19 protein-coding genes and 1 pseudogene are annotated in these 23,693 nt (G+C 60.9%); all 20 read right to left on the bottom strand.

Going from position 1 to position 23,693, the window contains the following annotated elements; all coding sequences use genetic code 11:
• Positions 1-217 precede the first annotated feature (217 nt).
• On the bottom strand, positions 218-1,477 hold the full coding sequence (locus ACILSI_RS20105) for a class I SAM-dependent methyltransferase (protein ID WP_395723701.1): 1,260 nt from the start codon (positions 1,475-1,477) through the stop codon (positions 218-220).
• A 61-nt stretch (positions 1,478-1,538) separates the two neighbouring features.
• Positions 1,539-2,075, bottom strand: coding sequence for a DUF1800 family protein (locus tag ACILSI_RS20100; protein ID WP_395723700.1), 537 nt, complete (start codon positions 2,073-2,075; stop codon positions 1,539-1,541).
• 70 nt (positions 2,076-2,145) lie between these two features.
• Positions 2,146-4,026 carry a hypothetical protein gene (locus ACILSI_RS20095; RefSeq protein WP_395723699.1) on the bottom strand — a complete coding sequence of 627 codons (1,881 nt, stop codon included), beginning with the start codon at positions 4,024-4,026 and terminating at the stop codon, positions 2,146-2,148.
• Between the two features lie 8 nt (positions 4,027-4,034).
• On the bottom strand, positions 4,035-4,532 hold the full coding sequence (locus tag ACILSI_RS20090) for a hypothetical protein (protein WP_395723698.1): 498 nt from the start codon (positions 4,530-4,532) through the stop codon (positions 4,035-4,037).
• 132 nt (positions 4,533-4,664) lie between these two features.
• Positions 4,665-4,997, bottom strand: a complete 333-nt coding sequence (locus tag ACILSI_RS20085; protein WP_395723697.1) for a hypothetical protein — start codon at positions 4,995-4,997, stop codon at positions 4,665-4,667.
• Positions 4,998-5,123: 126 nt separating this feature from the next.
• Positions 5,124-5,258: a hypothetical protein gene (locus ACILSI_RS20080; RefSeq protein ID WP_395723696.1), complete on the bottom strand. Its 135-nt coding sequence runs from the start codon at positions 5,256-5,258 to the stop codon at positions 5,124-5,126.
• 84 nt (positions 5,259-5,342) lie between these two features.
• Positions 5,343-6,089 (bottom strand): DUF2934 domain-containing protein, encoded by a 747-nt coding sequence (locus ACILSI_RS20075; RefSeq protein WP_395723695.1) that lies wholly within the window; start codon positions 6,087-6,089, stop codon positions 5,343-5,345.
• Positions 6,090-6,180: 91 nt separating this feature from the next.
• The gene (locus ACILSI_RS20070; protein ID WP_395723694.1) at positions 6,181-6,867 is read right to left on the bottom strand and encodes a response regulator; all 687 of its coding nucleotides are present in this window, start codon (positions 6,865-6,867) and stop codon (positions 6,181-6,183) included.
• On the bottom strand, positions 6,806-8,698 hold the full coding sequence (locus tag ACILSI_RS20065) for a PAS domain S-box protein (protein ID WP_395723693.1): 1,893 nt from the start codon (positions 8,696-8,698) through the stop codon (positions 6,806-6,808). The genes ACILSI_RS20070 and ACILSI_RS20065 overlap by 62 nt, the downstream gene beginning before the upstream one ends.
• An 18-nt stretch (positions 8,699-8,716) precedes the next feature.
• Positions 8,717-9,625, bottom strand: a complete 909-nt coding sequence (locus ACILSI_RS20060; RefSeq protein WP_395723692.1) for a DUF6268 family outer membrane beta-barrel protein — start codon at positions 9,623-9,625, stop codon at positions 8,717-8,719.
• A gap of 184 nt (positions 9,626-9,809) precedes the next feature.
• The gene (locus ACILSI_RS20055; protein WP_395723691.1) at positions 9,810-12,488 is read right to left on the bottom strand and encodes a cation-translocating P-type ATPase; all 2,679 of its coding nucleotides are present in this window, start codon (positions 12,486-12,488) and stop codon (positions 9,810-9,812) included.
• 68 nt (positions 12,489-12,556) lie between these two features.
• Positions 12,557-12,919: pseudogene (locus tag ACILSI_RS20050) on the bottom strand (NAD(P)-dependent oxidoreductase); the annotation flags it as partial.
• Positions 12,883-15,630: a cation-translocating P-type ATPase gene (locus ACILSI_RS20045; protein WP_395723690.1), complete on the bottom strand. Its 2,748-nt coding sequence runs from the start codon at positions 15,628-15,630 to the stop codon at positions 12,883-12,885. The pseudogene ACILSI_RS20050 and the gene ACILSI_RS20045, both read right to left, overlap by 37 nt.
• A gap of 6 nt (positions 15,631-15,636) precedes the next feature.
• Positions 15,637-16,986: a hemolysin family protein gene (locus ACILSI_RS20040; RefSeq protein ID WP_395723689.1), complete on the bottom strand. Its 1,350-nt coding sequence runs from the start codon at positions 16,984-16,986 to the stop codon at positions 15,637-15,639.
• 43 nt (positions 16,987-17,029) lie between these two features.
• Positions 17,030-19,435, bottom strand: coding sequence for a phosphoenolpyruvate synthase (gene ppsA / locus ACILSI_RS20035; protein WP_395723688.1), 2,406 nt, complete (start codon positions 19,433-19,435; stop codon positions 17,030-17,032).
• Positions 19,432-21,111, bottom strand: a complete 1,680-nt coding sequence (locus ACILSI_RS20030) for a cation:proton antiporter (RefSeq protein ID WP_395723687.1) — start codon at positions 21,109-21,111, stop codon at positions 19,432-19,434. The genes ppsA and ACILSI_RS20030 overlap by 4 nt, the downstream gene beginning before the upstream one ends.
• 37 nt (positions 21,112-21,148) lie before the next feature.
• Positions 21,149-22,093: a universal stress protein gene (locus ACILSI_RS20025; RefSeq protein ID WP_395723686.1), complete on the bottom strand. Its 945-nt coding sequence runs from the start codon at positions 22,091-22,093 to the stop codon at positions 21,149-21,151.
• A gap of 15 nt (positions 22,094-22,108) precedes the next feature.
• A complete protein-coding gene (locus tag ACILSI_RS20020) occupies positions 22,109-23,020 on the bottom strand; it encodes a universal stress protein (RefSeq protein ID WP_395723685.1) in 912 nt (303 codons plus the stop codon).
• Complete coding sequence (locus ACILSI_RS20015) at positions 23,017-23,301, bottom strand: DUF2934 domain-containing protein (RefSeq protein WP_395723684.1); 285 nt, start codon at positions 23,299-23,301, stop codon at positions 23,017-23,019. Before ACILSI_RS20015 ends, ACILSI_RS20020 begins: the two co-directional genes overlap by 4 nt.
• 37 nt (positions 23,302-23,338) lie before the next feature.
• A partial coding sequence (locus tag ACILSI_RS20010; RefSeq protein ID WP_395723683.1) for an NAD(P)-dependent oxidoreductase occupies positions 23,339-23,693 on the bottom strand: 355 nt, incomplete at its 5' end.

Below are 23,693 nucleotides of genomic sequence, written 5' to 3'. Positions count from 1 at the left end.
CAAGATCAGAGTTAAATTCCATGATTGTCTTTCCTGTCTTCAGTTTGACTATTTCATTGTTTCAAAGCCAATAGTTCGTGATGGTCTAACTGTCTTTCATGACGCTCCCTCACCTCAACTATCATCATCTTAGCCTATTTGGGGAGGTGACACGCAGTGGTAGTCTGCGCAGCGCGGCGGTGCGCTTGCAGCGAATGGCCAGGAGACGGGCGATGCCTCAGGAGTCGTGCTTTGCCGCCTCGACCACCGTCGAAGTGGCGTCTGAAAACCAGTAATCTCGAAGGGAGGTGCCGGCGATCCCGGAACGCACGAGGATCAAGTCATCCTGAAAGATGCGTGGCAGTCGCGAATCGATGACCAGATCACGCGCCGCATCCCAGCGGCAGAGCGCGGATAGATCAGCCTCGGTGACAAGCATGTGGGCGTGCGGCAGTTCCTTGAGAAGGAGGAACGCCTCGCTGAGACCTCCAGCCAGGCGAACATCTGAGCGATGGCGGAGTGCCTCCTCCAAGGCGTCGTGGGATACGATAAAGTGATCCCGGCCTTCCTGATGCGTCTCGATCCAGGAAACCAACTGGTGGGAGTCTTGGTGCATCCACTTCTGCCAAGTGCTCCAGGTGCCCCATGCGAGGGCAAGCACCGCAGCCGCTGCCAGCCCGGCCCAGAGCGGGCGCCAGTGGACATTGGCGGATCGGTGGAGCTGCGTCTGGGAGGCCCACGCTGAGGTTTTCCGTCCCAGCACATAGCACTCGGACCCGAGCGAGGGGAAGAGGCCACCCCAGAACTGGTTCAGGCGGATCCACCAAGACTGGCTTTCCAACCAGCTCCCGGTTAAACGCACGGCGTGGCTGCCAGTGGCAAATTCGGGCTGTAGGCCGGTGTCATCCATCAGGCTCTTCCAGCGTTCGGGGGAAAGGCAATTGATGTGGCCACCCGGGGCCACCCGACCGAGGCGCAGCTTCCGGCGGAGCCAGCGCTCCCGCAGGCGGGCGAAGAGGTTTGGCATTGTGGGACTGCCACCGAGGAAAATGCCGCCCTCGCGCAGCACGCGGCTCATTTCTGCCATGGTACTGCCGGGCCGGGGCAGATGCTCCATCACATGGTTGTTCACCACCACATCCATGTAGCCGGTGGGAATGGGCAGCGGTTCGTCAAAGTTGGCCCGGATGACCTCGTCGTAGCGGGCGTTGTTGAGGCATTCCTGGCGCACATCCCAGTCCAAACCCACCCAGCGGGCAACAGCCTCCGGAGGCGTAAAAAACTTCAGCCAACCACGCTCACAGCCCACATCCAGCACGCAGAGCGCCCGCCCTTGGCGGCGGGATTCCTCGGCGATCGCTTGCCCGGCCCACCAGTAGCGCAGCATGCGGATGGAAAAGGTCGAGCCGGAGAGATGCTCCTTTAGGGAAGGATCGGCCGCGACATGTGCGCGGGCCAGCTCATCATGGCGCACCAGCGGCCAGCGTAAAAAAGGCAACAGCCGGGAGGCTGCAGATTGAGGTAGGTTTGTTGGAATGGCCATAGGTTTGGTTGGGCTGTTACGACACTTTGTGCCCGCCAGCGCGGATGGTGTCGTTGGCGTCAATGTTGACGTTGAAATGGTTGTGCCAAAAATCGAAGAGCAACGTGCGCGCCTGCCACTTTGAGTAACAAGCACGGATGATCGTAGCCACCTCGACTTCATGTGAGCAGCGCTCAATTTCTTGGTAAGGGTAGTCTTCCTGAGACTGAGCTTTGAAAAGCACCTCCATCGGCTTTTCAAGCGCAGTAAGGCCACGTTGCTCCTTCTTCACTTCGAACTTCTGCTTCTCCGCCTTTTTGCCTTCAGCGGCCATCATCCCGGGTTTCCTGCCCTGCATCATCATCGCAGGTGCCATCATGCCTTCGTGCTCGCATTCGATTTCGAGCTTGTGGGAGGCAATGCGTCTCACTGCGTCGCCTTTGGCGAATGAGTCCGTTTTGAGCTGCTCCTCGACCCACGCACTCCAGCCGACCTTTTCGACATGAGCAATGTCTTCAGCCGTGGGGCCAAAGATGACGCGGTTAAGGGCGATATAGGTGGGTGTATTCTTCATCTGATTTAGCGGGAAGATTTATGGGCAAAAATAAGGGGTTGAGGAGGGTAGGGATCTTTTCTTGCCAGCGTCATGGATGTGCGATCTCTACCCATTTAGTCTTCAGCTGGGTTTGAGTAGATATTTCCCAGCTCTCACAATGGTCGAGCAGCTTTGTTTCTTGATGCTTACCAGCGCTGTCAGTCCACGCGAAGGTGACTTTTGAGGCGGTGTTGCTCACGGGATAAAGCAAATGGCCCTCGGCGCGGAGGTAGCGTTTGCCGCCTGTGTTTTGAAATCTCACGCGGACGTTGCTGGCGGTGTTTTTTGGCATCTCGAGCGCGGCGCTCCACATGGACTGCGACCAGAAATCCGCAGGCTCTGCACCCCGACGATGAATGCGGCCGTCTTTGAGCAGCGATCGCCATGTCTGGCCGCCGTCGAGCGAGCAATCGATGTGATAAGCAATGTCGGGGCTCGGTGGATTGCTGGAGGCGATCTGTGTGGCGACGTGCAGGCCTTGAATGCTCTCGCCGCGAGGCGTGGCGAACTCGAGCGTGACCTTTGGCGAGTCCAACGCGCCCTCGATGATGCGCGGCGCGGCTTGTTGCTTGTTCGGGCCATAGCTGACGATGCCGCGGCCGCTGGCCTCGTAGCGGATGCGCGTGCCGTTTTCCTTCAGACGCGGAAAGGTGGCTGCATTCGCCTGGCAGACGGTGGTGATGGCGATGTTCGCTTCTTGGAGCTGCGCCGCGGCTGCACCGAAGCGCAGATGATACTGGCGGTGGCCTTTGACCTGATCGGTGAGGTCGAGTCCATCGCGAAAAGTGCCCGCGTCATGCCATGAGGCACCGCCATCGGTGGAAACGGCGACTGTGCAGGTGGCGCTGCCGCGCAAAACGAGGCCGTTTTTGCCGCCGGGCTTGTAGATGCCCCACTCGCTGTCATCCGGCGGTGTGGCCCCGATGATGTAGGGCGTGAAAAATTCGAGCGTGACGTGCTTTTCATCGCTGCTGACGACGCCATCGGCAAAATCGGGCTGCCATTGATACACGGCATTGCCGTAGCGTGCCTGGCCGTCGATGTGCGGCGTGCCGTTTTGCGAGCCGTGCATCTTTTCCGGCTGATTCACCCAGGTGCGCGAGCGCTCCGGGCCCGGAATGCCTTTGATCATCGGATTGCGGCCCCAGAAGACGAAGGTTTTGCCATCGTCGAGTCCAGGCTCGAGCCAACGGCGGAGACTTTCGCCTTTGCGGAGCTGCAAGAGTGGCGGTGCGCCTGCGTAGCCGGCGCGATACTCCGCGCTGTTGAAGGCGGCGTAGGAGGCACCGTCATCCTTGTGCAGGCCGCAGATGAGCCAGCCTTTTTGCCGCTCGGGATGGTAATCGCGCCGCGCGAAGCGCTCATGATGTTGCGAGATGACATCGAGCCCGAGCAGCGAGGTGCCCATGGCATCGTAAATGACGGTAGAGAGGTCGTGATCGAGCATGGCCCAGCGTCCCTCGCCATACGCGCCGCCTTTCAGGAAGACCTCGAAGCTGTTGTGTCCCTTCGTGCCGGTGACGCGGCTGCGGCAGGGGCCGAGCAGCGCATCCAGCTCCGCGGTCCACTGCGCGTGCGTCGTTCCGCAAAGTCCAAAGCCATGCGCGAAGAGCCCGGTCCAGTAATCGCGAGTGGCGTGCTGCGTGTCGTTGGAGAAACCTTTGCCCCACAGGTTTTCTTTGCCCTCTTCGCCGTGGGCGTAGTGCGTGTTGCGGAAGAACCACGCGGCGAGCGCTTTGTGATGATCACTGTCGGCCTTGTGGCCGGTGGTGCGTTCGTATTGCTCCGCGGCGGTTTGAGCGAGCCGCTCAAACGAGGACATCGCGAGCTCGCCCGGATACCACGGGTGGTCCGTCGCCAGTTGCGGATCACCGACGGCGGCATGGAGTGAGGAGGCGATAATCGAAGTGAAAACTAGGGGCCAGCGCATGCGTCGATTCATTGGAGGGCGAGGTGATGTTCAGCGGTGACTTTCTGCCAAGCGGCCTCAATGAGATTGAACGCATTTTCAGGCCGCACGATGCCGCGGATAAGCATCTCGTGAATCTCCCGCGCCTCCACCATGCTGATGTCATAATACCAGCGTTCACTCGTCTCGCCCTGGCTGTCGGTAAAGGCGATGTGTCTAATCTGGCTGCCTTCCGAGTACTTTACTGCTGCCACCAGCCCGAAGACAACCCATGCCTCCTTTGCCTGCACGATCTCAGGCGTGGGATCACCGAACAATGGCCGCTGACTGCTCAAGAAAAGGCCGATTCGTCCCTGCTGATCACGCACGCCATGCGGCCAGACGCGGGTGGGCGTGAATGAGGCCACTTCCATCATGGATTGGGCGCGCCGTGCGATGGCTTCGAGCGGCAGTAGTTCTGCGCGGCTCAGCGCCCGCGCTGCTTTGCTCTCGGCACTCGGCATACTCCGTGAGACGGCGGATGTCACGTTTGCAGAACTGGCACTTTCATGGCCAGCAATTAGCGCCGCAGAGAACAAAGTGACTGCGGTGACGAGGTTACGGCCGCTGAGAAATGGGTTGGAAGTCATGGTGATTGGTTAGTAGCGTCGTTGAAGAGATCAGCCGCGATGTGCGGGCTTCACCCCACGCGCCGCGCCAGTGAGCTGCCTGGCTTTCAGGAGACGCGTGGCGAGTGTTTTGCGTGCGCTGTCGTGGAGTTTTAGCAGTGCCTCGTCAAAGGTGTGCCCAGCGCTACGCGCCAGAACGTCCGGGCCGGGGATGCAGAGCATCATGGAGAGGTGGTAGCGCGGTGTTTTCTCCCGCTGCTGCTCCACGCGCACCACGGCACGGGAAATGGGCTTGAGCGTGGCGAACTGTTCGAGCGTCTGATGGATCTGGGTTTCCCATTGGGTGCGCGGGTCGCAGCCGAACCAGTCGAGTTGAATGATCATGATCGTGTTTGTGGATGAAGAGTGGATGAAGAGTGGATGAAGAGTGGAAAAGGGTGCCGACAGGAGCCGCCGAGGTTTTTTCATGGCGGTCGGAACGGAAGGCTCCTGCAGGCGGTTGTGACAGCATCAGGAGTTCTGGGGATACCAATGCCAGGTGCTGTAACAGGAGTGCTCCTCGTTTTGTGCCGACTTGATTTCATAGCTGCTGCATGACGAGAGCAGGCCGGTGAGGAGGAGAAGGAGCGAAAGGCGAGTTTTCACTGGGGTTTATTTTTTTGTTTCTGAACAGTTGCAGAATGTCGTGTGCGTGCGGTTGCACCAATCAGCATGCTGTCCCAGCGGGCCTCAGCAATCCGCTGAGCGGCTTTCATCAAACTGTTGAGTGAGGAAATCACGCTCCGCTTGGAGCCAGAAGTCTAGTTCACGACCTGATGGGCACCCGGCTGCCAGCCAGAGCCGATAGGCACTCATACGAACCTCCTCACGCATTCCAGGTTTGCTGATCAGGCTCGGCATGGGCTTTGCCGGGCGGCTGACTTGTGGCACAGGCCGGGTGTGGTTGGCCTCAATCCATTGCCCGTTGGCATTTTCTTCCGTCGCGACAGCCTCCAGATGTCGTTGCACGGCCTGTGCGACAAAGCTGCGATTGTGAGCTTGCTCCAAATCCTGAGCGCATAGGTGCTGCGTCTGCCAGCGGGAGGCGAACTGGCGTGCAAAAGCGCATAAGTTCCCGTCCGGCTCCAACGCCACGATTAGCGCCCGGCGGTCCCGCTGCGCGATGAGGCTGCTGTCTAGCCAGCGCAATACATGATCAGGCACGGGTTCCGCGCCGGTGCCTGGGATCAAAATCATTCCTGACTCCTCCGCGATATGAAACGCCATGGCGCGAATGTCCGGCATTTCGAGTTTGTGAAAGGGCCAGGAGAAAAAGTTCAGGTGCACCTCGGTGCCGAGAATGCGCGTGAGTTGGTCTCTGGCTGCCAGCATTCGCTGCGCATCTGCCCCAACCTGATGGATGCCAACCACAGAAAAAACTTTTGCAGTTCGTTTGTAAGCGGGCATTTGCCCGATGGGAGGGAGGTTCGAGTTCATCGAACAAGGCTGTTTAATTCCCTGCCGCGCCTCCATACGCATTCCCTCGCAGTGCTTCTCAGCAACTCGCTGAGGCGACCTCAGCACGAGTTCATGCTTGCTCAGCCGTCCAGCGTGTGGCGTGGTGAATGAGCTCGGTAGCATTACGCAGCCCGAGTTTTCGGCGGATGTTCATGCGGTGCGTGTCCACGGTCTTGATGCTGAGATGCAGCATGCGGGCAATCTCGTGCGGCTCCTTGCCCTGACCGAGGAGGCGATAGATCTCGAATTCGCGATCCGTCAGTTTGAAAAAGGATGCCGCGCCGGGCATTGCCATCGCTTTTGCTCCAGAGAGCGCGTCGAGAATCTGGGAGGAAATACCCTCGCTCACCGCAATGCCACCGCTGAGCACGCGGCGGATGGCCTGGATGATTTTCTCCGGCCCTTCCTGCTTCATGATGTAGCCGCGGCCTCCAGCCCGGATGACGCGCTCGGCATACAGCGTCTCATCATGCATGGAGATGATGAGCACGGGCGTGCGCGGACTGAAGGCGCGGATGTCTTTGAGCAGTTCGAGGCCGCCTTTGCCAGGAAGGCTCATGTCGAGCAGCACGAAGTCTGGCTGGAGCCTTTCGAACGCGGTCATGGCCTGCACGGCATCATGCGCCTCGCCACAGACGGCGAGATCGGTCTCCAAGTTCACGAGAACTGTCAATCCGGCGCGGAAGACGGGATGATCATCGACGATGAGGACGCGCTTTTTGGGCGGCAATGCTGGTTGATTGGTTTTCTTCGGCATGACTGGGTGTTGGTGGAAATTCACATGACACGACGACGCCTTTGCTTCGGCCATTGCGCACGCTGAGCTTGCCGCCGCATATTTCCGCACGGTAGCGCATGATGCGCAGGCCCATACCATCTCCTGGGAGCGTGGCTTTGAGTCCTGTGCCGTCGTCGGTGATGGTCAAAGCGGCTGCGGTGAGGCGGATGCGGATGTTTTTGGCTTTCCCATGCTTTACGGCGTTGCTCACAGCCTCTTGGGTGATGCGGTAGAGATGCATCATCGATGTTTCAATTTGGATGGGAGCCGTCTCGTGGCATTCAAAGCGGCATTTCACGCCAAACAGCTCGCCGGACTGCGCGGCGAGGTTTTCCAGCGCCCGTATAAAGCCGCCCTGCTCCGGCGCGACGGGATGCAGGCCACGAGCGAGACCGCGCGTGTGGGCGAGGGCCTTTTGCAGCAGGCCACCGATCTTTTTTGCCTCGGCATGACGCGGGGATTGGTCGGCCTCCAACGTGCGCTGGAGCACATCGGCCATCATCCACGCCCCGGCGAGCTGCTGGCCGAGATCATCATGCAAATCCTGACCGATGCGGCGCTGCTCGCGCTCGCTGATGTTGAGCAGCTCCTCTTCAAGTCGAAGCCGCGCGGCGATCTGCTCGGTGAGCGCGGCGGTGCGCTCCTGCACGCGCTGCTCGAGCTCCGCGTTCAGCTCGCGGATGGTCTGCTCGGCCTCTTTGCGCTCGGTGATGTCCGTGATGTCGATGATGATGAGCGGCCCTTCCGGCGTCTCCACCTGGCTGAGACTGATTTCCATCGGAAACGGCTCGCTGCGACGTCGCACGCCATTCAGATGCATGCCGCGAAATTTCTCCGAGCGGCCCGGCTGCCGTAAAAACTCGCGACGGCATGCCGTGAAGCGATGTCGGTCCTCCGCAGGCAGCAGCGCCTCGAATGGAGCGCCGATGATTTTCTTCCGTGGCAGGCCAAAGAGCACCTCCGTGCGTGCATTGGCCATTCGCACGATGCCCTCGGCATTCAGAATCACGAAGCCGTCCGGCGCGGACTCGAGCAGTTGATGAAACATGCGCCGGTCCACGTTTCGCTGCGTGATGTCGCGCGATATCTTCGAGAAGCCAGTGATGCGTCCGGCGGAGTCGTTCAAAGGTGAGATCGACACGGAGATGTCGATCACGCGTCCGTCCTTGCGCACGCGATGCGTCTCGTAGTGGTCGATGCGTTTGCCTTGTTGGATGTGACGACGGAATACGGCCTCGTCATCCGCCGCCTCCAGCGGTCGAAGAAACGCTACATTGCGTCCCACGGCCTCCTTCGCGGTGTAGTGGAAGATGCGCTCCGCACCGGCATTCCAGGTCTGGATCACGCCATCGAGATCGAGCGTGATGATGGCGTCGTCGGAGTTCTCCACCACGGCAGCGAGGCGTTTGCGCGAGGCATCAGCCGCTTCGCGTTCGGTGATGTCACGCGCAATGCCGCCGATCTGGTAGGGCTTGCCGTTCTTGCGGCCCAAAATGATGCCGCGATCCGCCAGCCAGCGCACCTCGCCCTTTTTGCCGATGACGCGGTAATGCACCTCGTAGTCTGCTTTTTCACCGCTGAACCACGCCCGCAGCGCCTGACGCACCGCAGGTCGATCCTCGGGATGAATGCCCTCCTCCCACAGGCCCGGTTTGCGCTGAAGCTCCGCCACGCTGCGACCCCAGATGCGCTCAAACGCGGGGCTCACATAGGTGAAGCGCGCGGGATTCAACTCCTTGAACCACAGCACATCGCCGATGTTCTCGACGAGCAGTCGGAAGCGGGCCTCATCTGGAAGGGGTGGAGTCATGCGTGCATCAAAACGGGATCAAAACTGCCAGCGCAAGTTCAGCGCCCCGAAGGGGGCCGACTCCAGCGTTTCATTCGCCAGCACCTTGTTGTTCCCATCGCGCAACTCAAGCTCGCCGCCGACATTCATACCGGCACGCAGCGAGATGGAAAAGCGATCCGTGGCCTGGTAGATGACCGACGCGGCTGTCTGCCAGCCATTGAGCTCCACGCGGTTCACATTCGGGTCTTCAATATCCCACGAGCCACCGCTCGGGTAGGCGCTGAGGCTCAGCGTCACGCGATCCGTCGCCCGCCAGCCAAGCACCACAAACGGCGGCGTCACCTGCACGATGAACGGGTCCGGCTTCCAGATGAAACCGAGCGCAGGCACGATCATGCCCTCCTGTGCTCCGTATTGCGCAAAGAAACCACCCGCGAGGCTGAACGTGTCCGTGAAGCGATAGCCGAGCAACCCAAGGCCCGAGACCTCGAAGTCGTCCCACGACAACCCTTGGAAATCCGTGCCGAGCCCCGGCGTGAAGAAGCCCAGTCCCCACCATTTCGAATGCTCCGGCCGCCAGAAGAGACTCACCTGCGCCTCCAGCGTGTGTAGCGTCTCGCGTTGCAGCCCGAGGAAGCCGTTGAAGTCCAGCTCGCTCAAATTGTAGCTCAGCGAGGCGCTGATGCGCAGCGCGTTCATCTTCTTCGTCCACAGCGGCAGAATCGTGCGCACCTCCATGAAATCGAGCCCGCCCGGACGGTTCGCAAAGTCCTGCGTGTCGATGAACGTCGTGTCCACCATGTAACCCGGCCTTCCAAACCCAAACGCCGCCGGATCGATGAGATCCACGGAGCGCGTGGTGGTGGTTTCCGTCGTGGTTTGTGCCGACAACGTCAGCGTGGAGGCGCAAAAGAGCGCGGAGAGGATGGAGAGACTTTTTTTCATGGGGCACGGCACGATGCGGCGGCTATCCACCCCACGCCATCAGCGAATGGCTGAGACGCGAGAGGCGGCATTACGGGGCCTAACCATGACAGAGCTGTTTCCAGCAGATTCAAGGAGGCCAGCAGATTTCTTTTCTGGATCATCTGCTGGCCTCCTTGAATCTGCTGGAGAAAACAAAGATGCTTCAAGCGCGGCGGATTTTTTTCTCCACCTCCACCAAAACCAGCGCTCCCACCGCCACGCCGAGGATTCGCAGCCACACCGTGGCATCGAGCGGGGCGGTATGAAGATAACGGTTCATCAACGGTGCATACGTGAAGATCAACTGCAGCACACCCGTGAGCCCGATGCCGAGCCACAGACGCGGATTGCTGAACCAGCCGATGCTAAAAATGCTGCGCCGAAGGCTGCGGCAGTTGATGAGGTAGGCGCTGGCCACAGCGACGACGGTGTTCACGACAGCGGTGCGGGTCTGTGCGATGTTGGCGCTGCTGTTTTGCTCGTAAAAGAACACCCAGTAGCTTCCAGCGAGCATGATGAGCGACACAAGCGCGGTGCGCATGAACATGGCGAAATCGAAAATCGGCGTCTTTTGATCCCGCGGAGACCTTTTCATGATGTCGGCCTCCGGTGGCTCGAAAACGAGCATGAGGCCGAGCAGGATGGCCGTGGTCAGATTCACCCACAGCAGATGCACCGGCAGCGTCGGCAGGGTGAGGCCGAAAACGACACTGGTGAGCAAAATGAGCGCAAAACCCACGCTCACCGGCAGCGTCCACACGAGGAACTTGATGAGGTTGTCATACACGCCGCGACCTTCCTCGACCGCGGCGGCGATGGTGGCGAAGTTGTCATCCGTGAGCACCATGCTGGCCGCGCCTTTCGCCACATCGGTGCCTGTGATGCCCATGGCGATGCCGATGTCGGCTTGTTTCAAAGCGGGGCCGTCATTCACGCCGTCGCCGGTCATCGCGAGGATGTGACCACGGCTTTGCAAAGCACGCACGAGCCGCAGTTTCTGTTCGGGAGCCACGCGAGCAAAGACGGCGGTGCGGTCCGCGATCTCCGGCAGGTCGGCATCGCTGATCTCCGCCAGCTCGCGACCGCTGATGGCAGGCACTATGTCCGCTCCGGCGATGCCGATTTGCTTCGCGATGGCCTGCGCGGTCACCGCATGGTCTCCGGTGATCATTTTCACGCGAATGCCAGCTGCCTGACACTTCGCCACAGCAGCGATGGCCTCCTCACGCGGCGGATCGATCATGCCCTGCAAGCCGAGGAAGGTGAGGCCCTCGCTGACGTGATGATGCTCAAAATCACCGCTGACATGCGAGCCATCGCGACGGCAAAAGGCGATCACCCGCATGCCCTTGGAACCAAAAGACCTCGCCACCTCACGAATCGCCTCCGTGTCGATGGCGACGATCTCGCCACGTGCATCGAGCATGTGCGTGCAGCGATCCAGCAGTCGTTCCAGCGCACCCGCTTTGTAGATGCGGCGGCCTTCCACATGATCGTGCAGTGTGGCGCGGAACATGTGGTCGCTTTCAAAAGGGATCATATCCACACGGGGCGAGCCCGCATGGATCGCGGCATGGCTCAGTCCGGCTTTCTCCGCCGCCACGAGCAACGCCCCCTCCGTGGGATCGCCCGCGATGCTCCACGCGCCGTCCTTTTCGATGATGGCGGAGTCATTGCACAGCATTCCGGCGTGAAGGCACTCGTGCAAAGCGGGCTTCAATGCAGCATCCATCGTGATTTGGCCCTGATGAATGGCACCACGCGGTTCGTAGCCCGTTCCGCTGACCTCGAAGGTCTCGCCACCGGCGTGGATTCGCTGCACGGTCATCTTGTTCTGCGTGAGCGTGCCCGTCTTGTCCGAGCAGATGACCGTGGTGCAGCCCAGAGTCTCCACCGCTGGCAGCTTGCGGATGATGGCGCGACGTTTGGCCATGCGGCTCACGCCGATGGCGAGCACGATGGTGATGGCGGCGGGCAGGCCTTCGGGAATCACGCCCACGGCCAGCGCCACGCTCGCCATGAGCATCTCGATCACGCTGCCGCCGCGCACCAGCACGCCATAGGCAAACAAGGCCGCGGCGAGCGCGAGGATGACCCACAGCAGCACGCCGCTGAAGCGGGCGATCTTCTGCGTGAGCGGCGTGGTGAGATCCACTGCCTCAGCAATGAGAAACGCCACGCGCCCCGTCTCCGTGCGGTCGCCCGTAGCCCACACGACGCCCGTGCCGGTGCCTGCGGTCACCAAAGATCCCGCGTAAGCCATGTTCACGCGATCCGCGAGCACCGTGTCCGCATGCAAAGGGTCCGGCCGCTTGCTCGCCGGCACCGATTCACCGGTGAGCGACGATTCGTCGATTTGCAGGCTCTTTGTTTCGAGCAAACGAATGTCCGCCGGCACGCGATCACCGCCAGCGAGCATCACGATGTCGCCAGGAACGAGTTCGACGCTGTTCACGCGGATCTTTTTGCCATCACGCCGCACCACGGCCTCGGCCACGACCATCTTCATGAGGGCCTCCAGCGCACTCTCAGCCTTCGACTCTTGGAGGAAACCGATGATGGCATTTACCACGACGACGATGAAGATCACGCTCGCGTCCACCCACTCACCGAGGAATCCGGTGACCACCGCCGCCGCGATCAGCACCAGCACGAGCGGAGCCGTGAACTGCCGCGCGAGCCGCAGCCACGCCGACGTGCCGCCACGCACCTTGACGAGGTTTTCGCCGAAGCGTTCCAGCCTTGCGCGAGCCTCCGCGCTGGTGAGTCCGGTTTCAAGTGAACCCCCGGTGAGCCGCAAAGCATCACAGGTGGCGAGATCGTGGGCAGTAGTCGCAGTCAACCCTCCATGGGTCATCAAAAAACGCGCTTTTTGCAATCAGCAAACAGATGAGACACGCCCGTTGCTTCTCAAAGCGCGGTGCCATCGCGCCAGGCGTCGCCGTTTCGCAGTCGGCGGAGGTTATCGAGCGTGCTGCCAGCGATCTGGGCGAGCGCTTCATGCGTCAAAAAGGCCTGATGAGAAGTGATCAGCACGTTGGGGAAACTCAGCAGGCGTGAGAGCTCATCATCCAGCAGCGGGCGTTCGCTGTGATCCTCAAAAAAGATGCCCTCCTCTTCCTCATAAACATCCAGCGCCACGCCGCCGAAATGACGGAATTTGAGCGCCTCAATCACTGGAACGCTATCGACCAGCTTGCCACGGCTCGTGTTCACCAGATAGGCTCGGGGTTTCATCAGGGCAATTGTGGCGACATTGAGCAGGTGATGCGTCTCCGCCGTGCAACCCACTTCCGGATCTCCTCCACCCAAAGCACGCTGCTGGCGACGGCTCCGATGAGGAAGAACTCGGTCAGAGGGATGGGGACGGTATGGAAGATGCGGTTCATCGGTTCGGTGTAGATGACGGCTAAGTGGAGGATGTTGCCGAGCAGCAGGCCGCCGAGCAGCCAGTAGTTTTTGAAGAGGCTGAAGTTCAGCGCGGATTTGGTTTCGCTGCGGCAGTTGAGCACGTTGAACCACTGGCAGACGGCGAGCACAGTGAAGGTCTCGGTTTGCACCTGGGCAAAGGGGGCACCGAGGGAGAGCTTCCACATGAAATAACCGAAGGTGCTGAGCGCCATGGTGGGCATCATGAACATCAGCCGCTGAAGCATGGTGCGTGTGAGCAGGCCCTCGCTCTGCGAGATGGGGCGCTGCTGCATCTCATCGCCTTCCGGTGGCTCCATGATGAGGTTTACGGTGACGGTGCCTTCCGTGACTAGATTGATCCACAGGATCTGCACGGCGGCCAATGGCAACGGATAGCCGAAGAAGAGGGCGCTGAGCAGCACGGTGACCTCCGCCATGGAGGTGGTGAAGAGGTAGAGCACCACTTTCTTGAGGTTGCGATAGACGAGGCGACCTTCCTCAACGGCGTTGACGATGGTGGCGAAGTTGTCGTCGGCGATGACGATCTTCGCCGCGCCTTTGGCGACTTCGGTGCCCGTGATGCCCATGGCCACGCCGACATCGGCGGTGGCCAGTGCGGGAGCGTCATTCACGCCATCGCCGGTCATGGCGACGACCTTTTTCTGCGATTGGAAGGCCTCGACGATGCGGAGTTTCTGCGCCGGATGCACGCGTGCAAAGACGGAGATGCGATCAAGGTTGGCCCGCAAATCCTGCTCGGGCATCAGCTCCAGTTCGCGTCCGTCCACGGCGAGATCGCCCTCCTGAGCGATGCCGAGTGTGCGGGCGATGGCGAGGCCGGTGGCTTTGTGGTCGCCCGTCACCATGACGGGACGGATGCCCGCCGCGCGGCACTCGGCTACGGCGGCTTTGACCTCGTCACGCGGCGGGTCCATCTGGCCGATGAGTCCGAGGAAAACGGCCTGCCTCTGGAACTGCGCGAAGCCCGCCTCGTCATCGAGAGCGCTATCGTTCACCTCCGCGACGGCGAGTAGACGCAGGGCGCGTGTCGCCATGGCGGCACCAGCGGCATCAGCCGCACGGTGGATGCTTTCACTCATGGGCACCTGGGCATCGCCCTGACGCGCATGGCCGCACAGGGCCAGCAACACTTCTGGGGCACCTTTGATGATGACGCGTCCATGGGGAGCGTGGCCGTGGTGCGTGGCCATCATCTTGGTGGCGGAGTCGAAGGGAATCTCGCTGCGTCGCGGCCATTGCTTGCGCAGGGCCTGGAGTTCCACGCAGCCTTTGAGTGCCAGGGTGAGCAGTGCGGTCTCCGTGGGATCACCCAGTGGGCGCCAGCGGGTGTCAGTGTCATCCGGCCGGACAAGGTCGGCATCGTTGCAAAGAGCGGCCGCCTCCAGCAGGGCGCGGACGTGAGCATCACCGGCGGGGACTTCCACTCCTGCTTCGAGCAGGGTGCCCTCGGGCGCGTAGCCGGCACCGGCGACTTCGATCTCCCGTCCGTCCGGCAGCCAGAGCGCAGTAACGGTCATCTCGTTTTTGGTGAGCGTGCCTGTTTTGTCACTGCAAATCACGCTGGTGGAGCCGAGCGTCTCCACCGCCGCGAGCCGCCGCACGATGGCCTTGCGTGCCGCCATGCGCTGCATGCCCACGGCCAGTGCTATGGTCATCGCCACGGGCAATCCTTCCGGCACCATTGAGACCATCTGGCTGACGGCTACCATGAAGACTTCTGCAAACGGCATGCCCCGCGCCAGACCGACCATGAGCACCACACCGACGAGCGCGATCGCCGCAACGACGAGGTAGCGGCCAAACTGCGCAATGCGCTGTTCCAGCGGCGTCTGCGGGTCTTCCGCATGGGAGGTCATTTTGGCGATCTTACCTACCTCCGTGCTCAGACCCGTGGCGACGACCACGGCCAGCCCACGCCCAGCGGCGATGTGCGTTCCGGAAAACACCATGTTACGCCGATCCGCCAGCACCGTGTCGTCTGGCAACGCCTCGGGGTTCTTGTTCACGGGCAGGGATTCGCCCGTGAGCGCGGCTTCCGCAGCCTGGAGCGCTGCGGCTTCCAGCAAGCGAGCATCCGCCGCCACCGCATCTCCGGCTGCGAGCAGCATGACATCTCCTGGCACCAGTTCGCTTGCTTCGATGATTTCTTCTTTACCGCCGCGCCGCACCCGCACCTTGAGCGCGGAGAGTCTGCGGAGCGACTCCATGGACCGCTCCGCCCGCCCCTCCTGAATCGCGCCGATGAGAGCGTTGATGAAAACGACGACGAGGATGACCGCCGCGTCCCCTCGTTTGCCCATCGCAAAGGCAATGATGGCGGCGACAAACAGGATGTAAATCAGCGGGCTGGCGAACTGCTGCGCAAACACGCGCCACAGCGATTTGTGTTTCTCCTCTGGCAAAATGTTCGCGCCATGCGTGACGAACCGGCTCGCGGCCTCCTTCGGTGAGAGACCGCTGGCGGGGTCACTGATGATCTGCGTGCAGGCATCGGCTGCGGAAACATGATGCCATGGATGGACTGCGGTGGCGGGGTTGGAAGGCGGGTTCATGTCAAATTATGGTTCGGGCGTTCGCAGGTTCGCTAATTCCAGGGCACTGGGTATCACGGGCTGCTGCGGTTGAATGAGAATCTTGTCGAGCCGGTGGCGGTCCATGTCTGCGATCTCAAAGCGGAAGGTGCCCCACTCAAAGTGGTCGCCTTCGCGAGGGATGCGTTGCATCTGGTGCAGCACAAAGCCGCTTAGCGTCTGATACGCCTCCTGTTCTTCCTGGGGCAGGTGTTGCAAACCGAGCAGTTGCTTCAAATCGTCCAACTCCAGCGAGGCATCGACGAGCCATGAACCATCTTCACGCCGCACGACGCGCGCTTGTGGCGGCTGGTCGAATGATGGGATGTCGCCGACGATTTCCTCGAACACGTCCACCAGAGTCACCAGACCCTGCACGGTGCCGAACTCATCCGGCACGAGAGCCAGGTGTTTGCGGCTTTGCTTGAAGGTTTCGAGGAGTTTGAGAGCCGTCATGTTGGCCGGGACGAACAACGGTTCGGTGAGCAGGTCGCGCAGGCTGGCCGACTGCGCCAGGGCGAGGTTGGCCCAGAGCGCCTTCAAGGAAACCATGCCGAGCACATGGTCGCGCAGCCCTTCGTAAACTGGAAAGTAGGTGTGGCCGCTGGCGATGATCTTGCGCCAGTTCACTTCGCTGGCATCGGCCACGTCGAGCCAGACGATTTGCGCTCGCTGAGTCATGAGGTCGCCGACGCACTTGCGATCCAGCGCCATGGCTTGCTCGACCATTTCTTTCTCCGCCTTGAAGAACACACCCGCCTGATGCCCCTGTTCGACGAGTGACCGCACTTCGTCCTCAGTGACGGCTGGTTCAGGCTTGGATTGAAAGCCGAAGAGCCGCAACACCGAATCCGTCAGCCCGCCCAACAACCGCACAACCGGAGCGGTGAGGCTGGAGAGCCGACGCACAGGCCGCGCCAGCGCCAGCGCGATGCCGAGGGGATTGTTCAATGCCAGTCGTTTGGGAACCAACTCCCCAAGCACGACCGAGAGCAGCGTGATGCCGAAAACGACTGCACCGATGCCAAGGGCTTCACCGTAACGCGCAAACACCGGGAACGGCACCAAGGCGCTGGCGATTTCCCGCGCGATAGTCGCGCCGCCGAAGGCACCCGCCAGCACGCCAATGAGCGTGATTCCCACCTGCACGGTGGAAAGAAAACGATTGGGCGAGTCAGCCAGTTCCAGCGCCGCCTGCGCACGGGCATCGCCTTGCTCGGCCAGTTTGCGAAGCTTGGGCTTGCGGCACGAGATGATGGCAATCTCCGCCATCGCGAACACGCCGTTGGCGAGCACGAGCAACACGATGATGATGATTTCGCTGGCGATGACGCTCATGGAGTAGAGGAAAATCAGATGCAGGGCCTATTGCCACGAATCCTCATTGCTTCTCCTTTTCCAGAATCGCGAGCGTCGTTTTCAGCACAGTATCGGGATTCAGTGAGATGCTGTCGATGCCTTGCTCGACGAGGAACTGGGCGAACTCGGGGTAGTCACTCGGTGCCTGGCCGCAGATGCCGATTTTGCGGCCTTTGGCACGGCAGACGGCGATGACCCAGGTGATCATGGTCTTCACGGCGGCGTTTCGTTCATCGAAAATGGGCGCGACGATCTCGCTGTCGCGATCCACGCCGAGGATGAGCTGGGTGAGGTCGTTGGAGCCGATGCTGAAGCCGTCAAAGAGGTCTGCGAACTCCTCGGCGAGGATCACGTTGGCGGGGATTTCGCACATGACGTAGATCTCCAGGCCGTCCTGGCCGCGTTTGAGTCCGTGCTTCTCCATCTCGGCCTGCACCTTGCGGCCTTCATCAAGCGTGCGGCAGAAGGGGATCATGAGCTTCAAATTGGTGAGGCCCATCTCATCGCGCACTTTTTTCACGGCGCGGCACTCCAGCGCGAAGCCGGCCTGATAACGCGGGTGGTAGTAGCGGCTCGCACCTCGGAAGCCGAGCATCGGATTCTCCTCAGCAGGCTCGTAGGCTTTGCCGCCGATGAGATTGGCATACTCGTTTGTTTTGAAGTCGCTGAGGCGCAGGATGACATCCTTCGGATAAAACGCGGCGGCGATCATACCGACACCTTGGGCCAGTTTATCGACAAAATACTGCGGTTTGTCGGTGTAGTCCGCCGTGAGCTTCTCTATCTCGGCTTTGGCAGTGGCATCGGCGAGCTTGTCGAAGTCGATCAAGGCGAGCGGATGGATCTTGATGTAGGTGCTGATGATGAACTCCATCCGCGCGAGGCCGACGCCGTCATTCGGGGTAAAAGAGAGCGCAAAGGCTTCCTCGGGATTAGCGAGGTTCATCATCACCTTGGTGCGCGGTTTGCCGAGTGACTTCAAATCGGTGCGCTGCACCTCAAAGGGCAACTCACCTTCGTAAACAAAGCCAGTATCGCCTTCCGCACAGCTTACGGTGACCATCATGCCGTCCTTGAGCGCCTCGGTGCCGTGCTCGGTGCCGACAATGGCTGGCACACCAAGTTCGCGGCTGACAATGGCGGCATGGCAGGTGCGTCCGCCGCGATTCGTGATGATGCCTGCGGCCTTCTTCATGATGGGCTGCCAGTCGGGATCGGTCTTGTCTGTGACGAGCACTTCGCCCTGCTGAAACTGGCCGATGAACTCGGCGCTCTTGATCACACGCACTCGCCCCGTGGCGATCTTTGCACCGACGCTGCGCCCGCTCGTCAGCACGGCGCTGCGTTTGCTCAAGACATAGGATTCGAGCACATCGAGATCCTTGCGCGACTGCACTGTCTCCGGCCTCGCCTGCACGATGAAAAGCTCGCCGGTGATTCCATCCTTGGCCCATTCCAAATCCATCGGCGCGTGCTGGCCTCGTTTGGTGGAGTAATGGTCTTCGACGATGCAGGCCCAGCGGGCGAGTTCGAGCACTTCGTCATCGGTGAGCGCGAGTTTGGCGCGATCCGCTGGTGCCACGGGGATGTTTTTCACCATCTTTCCGCCACCGGAATCATAGACGAGTTTGAACTCCTTGCTGCCCACCGTCTTTTGCAACACAGGCCGATGCCCGGTCTTAAGCGTGGGTTTGAAAACAAGAAACTCATCGGGCGTGACCGAACCCTGCACCACGTTTTCGCCGAGGCCGTAAGCGGCGCTGATCATCACCGCGTCGCGGAAGCCGCTCTCGGTATCAATGGTGAACATGACACCGGAGCACGCGAGATCGGAGCGCACCATGCGCTGCACGCCGATGCTGAGCGCGACCTTGAAATGATCGAAGCCCTTGTCCACGCGGTAGCTGATGGCGCGGTCGGTGAAGAGCGAAGCGAAGCAACGCTTGCACGTCTCCAGCAGCGCCGCCGTGCCGTGGACATTCAAATACGTCTCCTGCTGTCCCGCAAAGCTCGCATCGGGCAGATCTTCGGCAGTGGCCGAGGAACGCACCGCGACATCCAATGGCGCGGTGCTGCTGCCTTGCAGCTCACGATAGGCAGTCGTGATCAGCTCCTGCAAATCGGCAGGCAGCGTGGCATTGAGGATGGCCTGCCGCACCGCATGACCGCGTTCGCTGAGGTTCGCCATGTCGTGTGTGTCGAGGTCGGCGAGCGTGGCGCGGATGCGTTCGTCGAGTTGTGCTTCACGGATGAAATGCCGGAAGGCCTCGGCGGTGATGGCAAAACCATCAGGCACCTTCACGCCCTTGCTGGCGAGTTCGCGCACCATCTCGCCAAGCGAGGCGTTTTTGCCGCCGACGAGGGGAACGTCCTCGATCGTGATGTCGGCGAACCATTTGATGAAAGGATGGGATGGGGATGAGTTCATGCGGAGGCAGTTGGGGTTGGATTTTCGGAAACGTTGGTTGGGAGGGCAAGGAGCTGCCGCACGGCATCAGCGGCCGCGTCGGCAAAGGGGGTGAGGGCCAGATGGGCACCCATTTCACGCAGGCTGGCGGATTCGTGATCGGAGTTGGCGGTCACGGCGATGCATCCCCGGTAGCCGCAGTCTTCGAGCCCGTGCAGCAGGATCTGATTCACATGCTTGTCACGGATGCTGTTCACCACCCAGCGGGCTTCATCCAAGGGGAGCGAGGCCAGGAAGCCGGGATCTTCGGCATCGCCATAAACCGTCTCCATGCCTTCGTGGGTGAATCCCCGCAGGAGGCCGGGATCGCTGTCCACGCCCATCACATGCAGGTCGCGGCTTTCCAGTTCACGCACAAGCGCCATGCCATAGCGACCCAGCCCAAAGACGATGACGTCCACGGGCCTGGCGTTGGGTTTGGTGTCAGGGTGATTCGCTTCACGTCCGGGGTTTTTGCGCTCAAAGATCCGCAGCCAGGGCTCCAGACGCTCATACAGCGGGCCAGAGTAAAGGATCATGTAGGTGGACAAGCTGATGGTGATGAGTCCCACCAAGGTGATCACGCCCATCACGCCTGCATCCAAATGCCCCAGCCTCATTCCCAAGGCACCGAGGATGAGGGAGAACTCGCTGATCTGCGCCACGGTGAGACCGGCGAGGAAGCCGGTGCGTTTGCGATAGCCCATCGCGCCCATGATGACCATGACGATGAGCGGATTCCCCACGAGAACGAAGACCGAGAGAGCCAGCGCGGGCAGCACCTGGCCCGTCATCGCGCCGAGATCGAGGTGTGCGCCCAGATCGATGAAGAAGAACAGCAGCAGAAAATCACGCAGGCTTACCAGACGAGAGCCGATCACCTCACGGTAAGGCGTGGAGGCAATGGACACACCCGCGAGAAAGGCGCCCACTTCCTTGCTGAAGCCGAGATGATGTGCTGCCGCGCTCAGCGTCACCGCCCAGGCCACGGCGCTGAGCACCAGCAGCTCTCGCGAGCGTCCCAAACGCCGCAGCAGAGGTGTCAGCACCCATTTCATCAAGGCGGCCAGAACAGCAATGAAGGCCGCACCTTTGCCCAGCACGGCCAAGGCCTGCGCTCCCAGTGAGGCGGTATCGCCAGCCGATCCCATGGCCGTCAGGCCGATCATCACCAGGACCACGACGATGTCCTGCACGATGAGGAAACCAATCGCGATGCGGCCATGCAGAGTATCCGTCTCCTTTTTGTCTGAGAGCAGCTTCACGATGATGATCGTGCTGGAAAACGTGAGCGCGACCGCGACATAAATCGCCGGGACCACCGCCATGCCCAAGGCCAGCGCCAAGAAGAAGCCCACGACGGAGGTGAAGAAAACCTGTCCCAAACCGGTGGCCAGTGCCACGGGGCCGAAGGCACGGATGATGTGCAGGTCCAGCTTCAACCCCACGACAAAAAGCAGCAACGAAATGCCGAGCCCGGCGAGCAGGCCGACCTGATCATTGGCTGAGACCATGCCCAGCACCGACGGTCCCATGATTATCCCTGCGGCAATGAAGGAAACGATGAGCGGCTGTTTCAGCCACAGGCCCAGCGCACCTGCCACCGCTGAGATCAGCAGCAGCACAGCGATTTCGGTGAAGACATCGGAGAAGATCATGATTCAAAAAGGGTGTGAAAGGCAGAAAGTGAGCGGCTCATTCAGGGTCTGTATTTGTGGGTAAATCACTGCCCCGAATCACCAGGACCGCACACGGCGCATGGCGGACGACCAGCTCAGCGGTGCTCCCGATCAGGGCACGCTGCCAGCCTGTGCGTCCATGGGAGCTCATGACGATGAGGGCGGCTTTCAGGCGACGGGCCAGTCGGCAAATGGCGCGGTGGGGCGTGCCCTCCACCACCTCCGCATCTCCAGACAGGCTGGCATCAAGAGACTCGTCACGCAGAGCGGTGATCTGGGCATCTGCCTGCGCTCGCAGAGCATCGATCTCCTGGTAAAATCGAGCATACTCACGCGTTCCCGGCAGTCCCATTGGCTCCTGCACGTTCGCCAGCGTGATTTTGGCATCAAAGGTCCGGGCGAATCTTTCAGCCCATGGAAAGGCGGCTCGTGATGCAGGTGAAAAGTCCGTGGTTAGAAGAAGGGGGCCAGCCTCCAGCAGCGGAGCCTCGTCAAAGTCGTTGATGACCAGCACGGGACATTTTGCATGCCGCACCACGCGCTCTGCTGTGCTGCCAAGAAGCTGCTCGATGATGCCGGCCCTGCCGCTGCGTGCCATGATGATCATCTCCACGCGGCGCACCGCCGCACAGCTCACGATCTCCTCAAAATCCCTGCCGTGGAGGATTTCGCATGATGCCTGCTGATCGGCTGCGTGCGTTTGCCTCCAGGCCTCAAGCTTCACCTCGGTGTGAGTTTGGCGTTGGGCCAGGAAATGACTCCCAAATGCCAAAACCTCGGCCTCATCAGCCAACGGAGCGAGCACATGCACGAACGTGACTTGCGCAGCCCACTTTTGCGCCAGGGAAACGGCGATGCGGCTCGCCCGAGCACTGGCTGCGGAAAAATCGACCGGAACCAGCAAACCCAGACCGGGTGCGATTTCTGACGGAGGTAGAGAGGACATATCAATGGCGTTCATGGCGTGTCAGGGTCATCAAGTCTCACTGTCCGCCGGGTTCACCACCAGCAGCGCAGTCGGCAAAATGGTCAGCAATTGTTCTGCGGTCGATCCAAGCAGCACATAGCGCAGGTTGGTGCGCCCTTTTCTGCCCATCACGATCAGGTCGGCTTCCGTCTGTCTGGCGTGGGCCACGATGCCGTTGCCATAGTTCGTCGCCTGGAGCAGCAGCGCACGGGATTCGATTTCCTGGGACGCCTCGCTCACAAAGTCGCGCAGCGCCGATTCCGTTGCCTGAAGATAGTCGTCACTGATGGCAGGCGGTGTCATCGGAACCGATGCGCCGAACGGTGCGTGGGCGTAAGGCAGACTCAGCCACGGCTCCCGCCACACATGCAGGAAGTCCACCCTGGCACCATCTTGAACGGCGACACGATGGGCCTGCGCGGCGACCTCGCGCGAGGTCTCGGAGAAATCAATGCAGGCTATGATCTTCTGAAAGGGATTCGGATGCGCTGCCCTGACCAGCAGCACCTTGGTCCGGGCTTTACGCACCAGCTTGCAGGAAACTGACCCGGCACCCAGCTTTGATTCACCCGAACCTGTGATCCCCGCCACGACCAAATCTGGTTTCAGGGTGTGGATGTGCTCCAAGATTTCATGCAAGGGCACGCCCACGACAAGGGTCGTTTGGCAACTGGCAGGAGCACCCGCCTGTGCCAACCAGCGCACGAGAGCTTCCTGGGCACCTTCGGCGGCAATCGCAGCCTCACGCTCAAAGCTCATGCGGCGGCTGACCGCGATCATGTCGATGGCGGCGGTATCCACCACATGCAGGACGTGAAGGCTGGCTCCATTCAGCCCCGCCAGCCGCATCGCTTGTGCGAGTGCTGAGCGTGACCCCGTGGAGAAATCCACGGGGACGAGGATGGTCTTGAGCGTGTTCATCTGGCAAGCCGGGTTTGAGCCTCCGCCTCCAGCCAGTGCTGCATCTCCTGCCCTTCAGGACAGCCTGCACTGATGTAGATGAAGTAGGCACGCGTGGCGATCTCCTCATGCGTGACCTCCTCGGCCACTTCGGGTGCTCCTGGAGACACAGGCGGCACGGTGGAGCGCTTGCGAACAGCTTTCTTGGTGGCGGCAGGTTTCTTGGCCTGCTTGGCAGCGGGAACGGCTGCTTTTTTAACGGCTGCCTTTGGGGCGGTGCTGGCTTTCGGGGTGGTTTTCATGGTGCTGATGGATGGCGGGTTTGAATGAGTGAAATCGTCACGCCACCACGCGCTCGGCCACGGGTTTGAGGCCATCGCGGAAGCGCGAGATGCTGTCGAGCGTCACCCGCGCGATCTCGGAAAGGGCTTCGTGCGTGAGGAAGGCCTGATGCGCGGTGATGAGGACATTGGGGAAGGTCATGAGCCGGGCCAGTTCATCATCCTGAAGCACCGCGCCGGAGTGATCCTCGAAGAAGATGCCTTCCTCTTCCTCATACACATCCAGGGCCACACCGCCCAGTTGGCCGGATTTGAGCGACTCGATCACCGCCGAGCTATCCACGAGTTTGCCACGGCTCGTGTTCACCAGATAGGCTCCGGGCTTCATCAGGGCAATGCTGGTCACATTGAGC

The sequence above is a fragment of the Prosthecobacter sp. genome (genome assembly GCF_044232965.1).
Lineage (GTDB): Bacteria > Verrucomicrobiota > Verrucomicrobiia > Verrucomicrobiales > Verrucomicrobiaceae > Prosthecobacter.
Note: the sequence above shows the minus strand (reverse complement) of the source record. Positions and strands in the feature narration are given on the sequence as shown.

Excerpts from the sequence above, each read along its gene's own strand:
- ACILSI_RS20100 (WP_395723700.1), bottom strand. The coding sequence starts at position 2,075 with ATGAAGAATACACCCACCTATATCGCCCTTAACCGCGTCATCTTTGGC.
- ACILSI_RS20095 (WP_395723699.1), bottom strand. The coding sequence starts at position 4,026 with ATGCGCTGGCCCCTAGTTTTCACTTCGATTATCGCCTCCTCACTCCAT.
- ACILSI_RS20085 (WP_395723697.1), bottom strand. The coding sequence starts at position 4,997 with ATGATCATTCAACTCGACTGGTTCGGCTGCGACCCGCGCACCCAATGG.
- ACILSI_RS20075 (WP_395723695.1), bottom strand. The coding sequence starts at position 6,089 with ATGAACTCGAACCTCCCTCCCATCGGGCAAATGCCCGCTTACAAACGA.
- ACILSI_RS20070 (WP_395723694.1), bottom strand. The coding sequence starts at position 6,867 with ATGCCGAAGAAAACCAATCAACCAGCATTGCCGCCCAAAAAGCGCGTC.
- ACILSI_RS20065 (WP_395723693.1), bottom strand. The coding sequence starts at position 8,698 with ATGACTCCACCCCTTCCAGATGAGGCCCGCTTCCGACTGCTCGTCGAG.
- ACILSI_RS20060 (WP_395723692.1), bottom strand. The coding sequence starts at position 9,625 with ATGAAAAAAAGTCTCTCCATCCTCTCCGCGCTCTTTTGCGCCTCCACG.
- ACILSI_RS20045 (WP_395723690.1), bottom strand. The coding sequence starts at position 15,630 with ATGAACCCGCCTTCCAACCCCGCCACCGCAGTCCATCCATGGCATCAT.
- ACILSI_RS20040 (WP_395723689.1), bottom strand. The coding sequence starts at position 16,986 with ATGAGCGTCATCGCCAGCGAAATCATCATCATCGTGTTGCTCGTGCTC.
- ppsA (WP_395723688.1), bottom strand. The coding sequence starts at position 19,435 with ATGAACTCATCCCCATCCCATCCTTTCATCAAATGGTTCGCCGACATC.
- ACILSI_RS20030 (WP_395723687.1), bottom strand. The coding sequence starts at position 21,111 with ATGATCTTCTCCGATGTCTTCACCGAAATCGCTGTGCTGCTGCTGATC.
- ACILSI_RS20025 (WP_395723686.1), bottom strand. The coding sequence starts at position 22,093 with ATGAACGCCATTGATATGTCCTCTCTACCTCCGTCAGAAATCGCACCC.
- ACILSI_RS20020 (WP_395723685.1), bottom strand. The coding sequence starts at position 23,020 with ATGAACACGCTCAAGACCATCCTCGTCCCCGTGGATTTCTCCACGGGG.
- ACILSI_RS20015 (WP_395723684.1), bottom strand. The coding sequence starts at position 23,301 with ATGAAAACCACCCCGAAAGCCAGCACCGCCCCAAAGGCAGCCGTTAAA.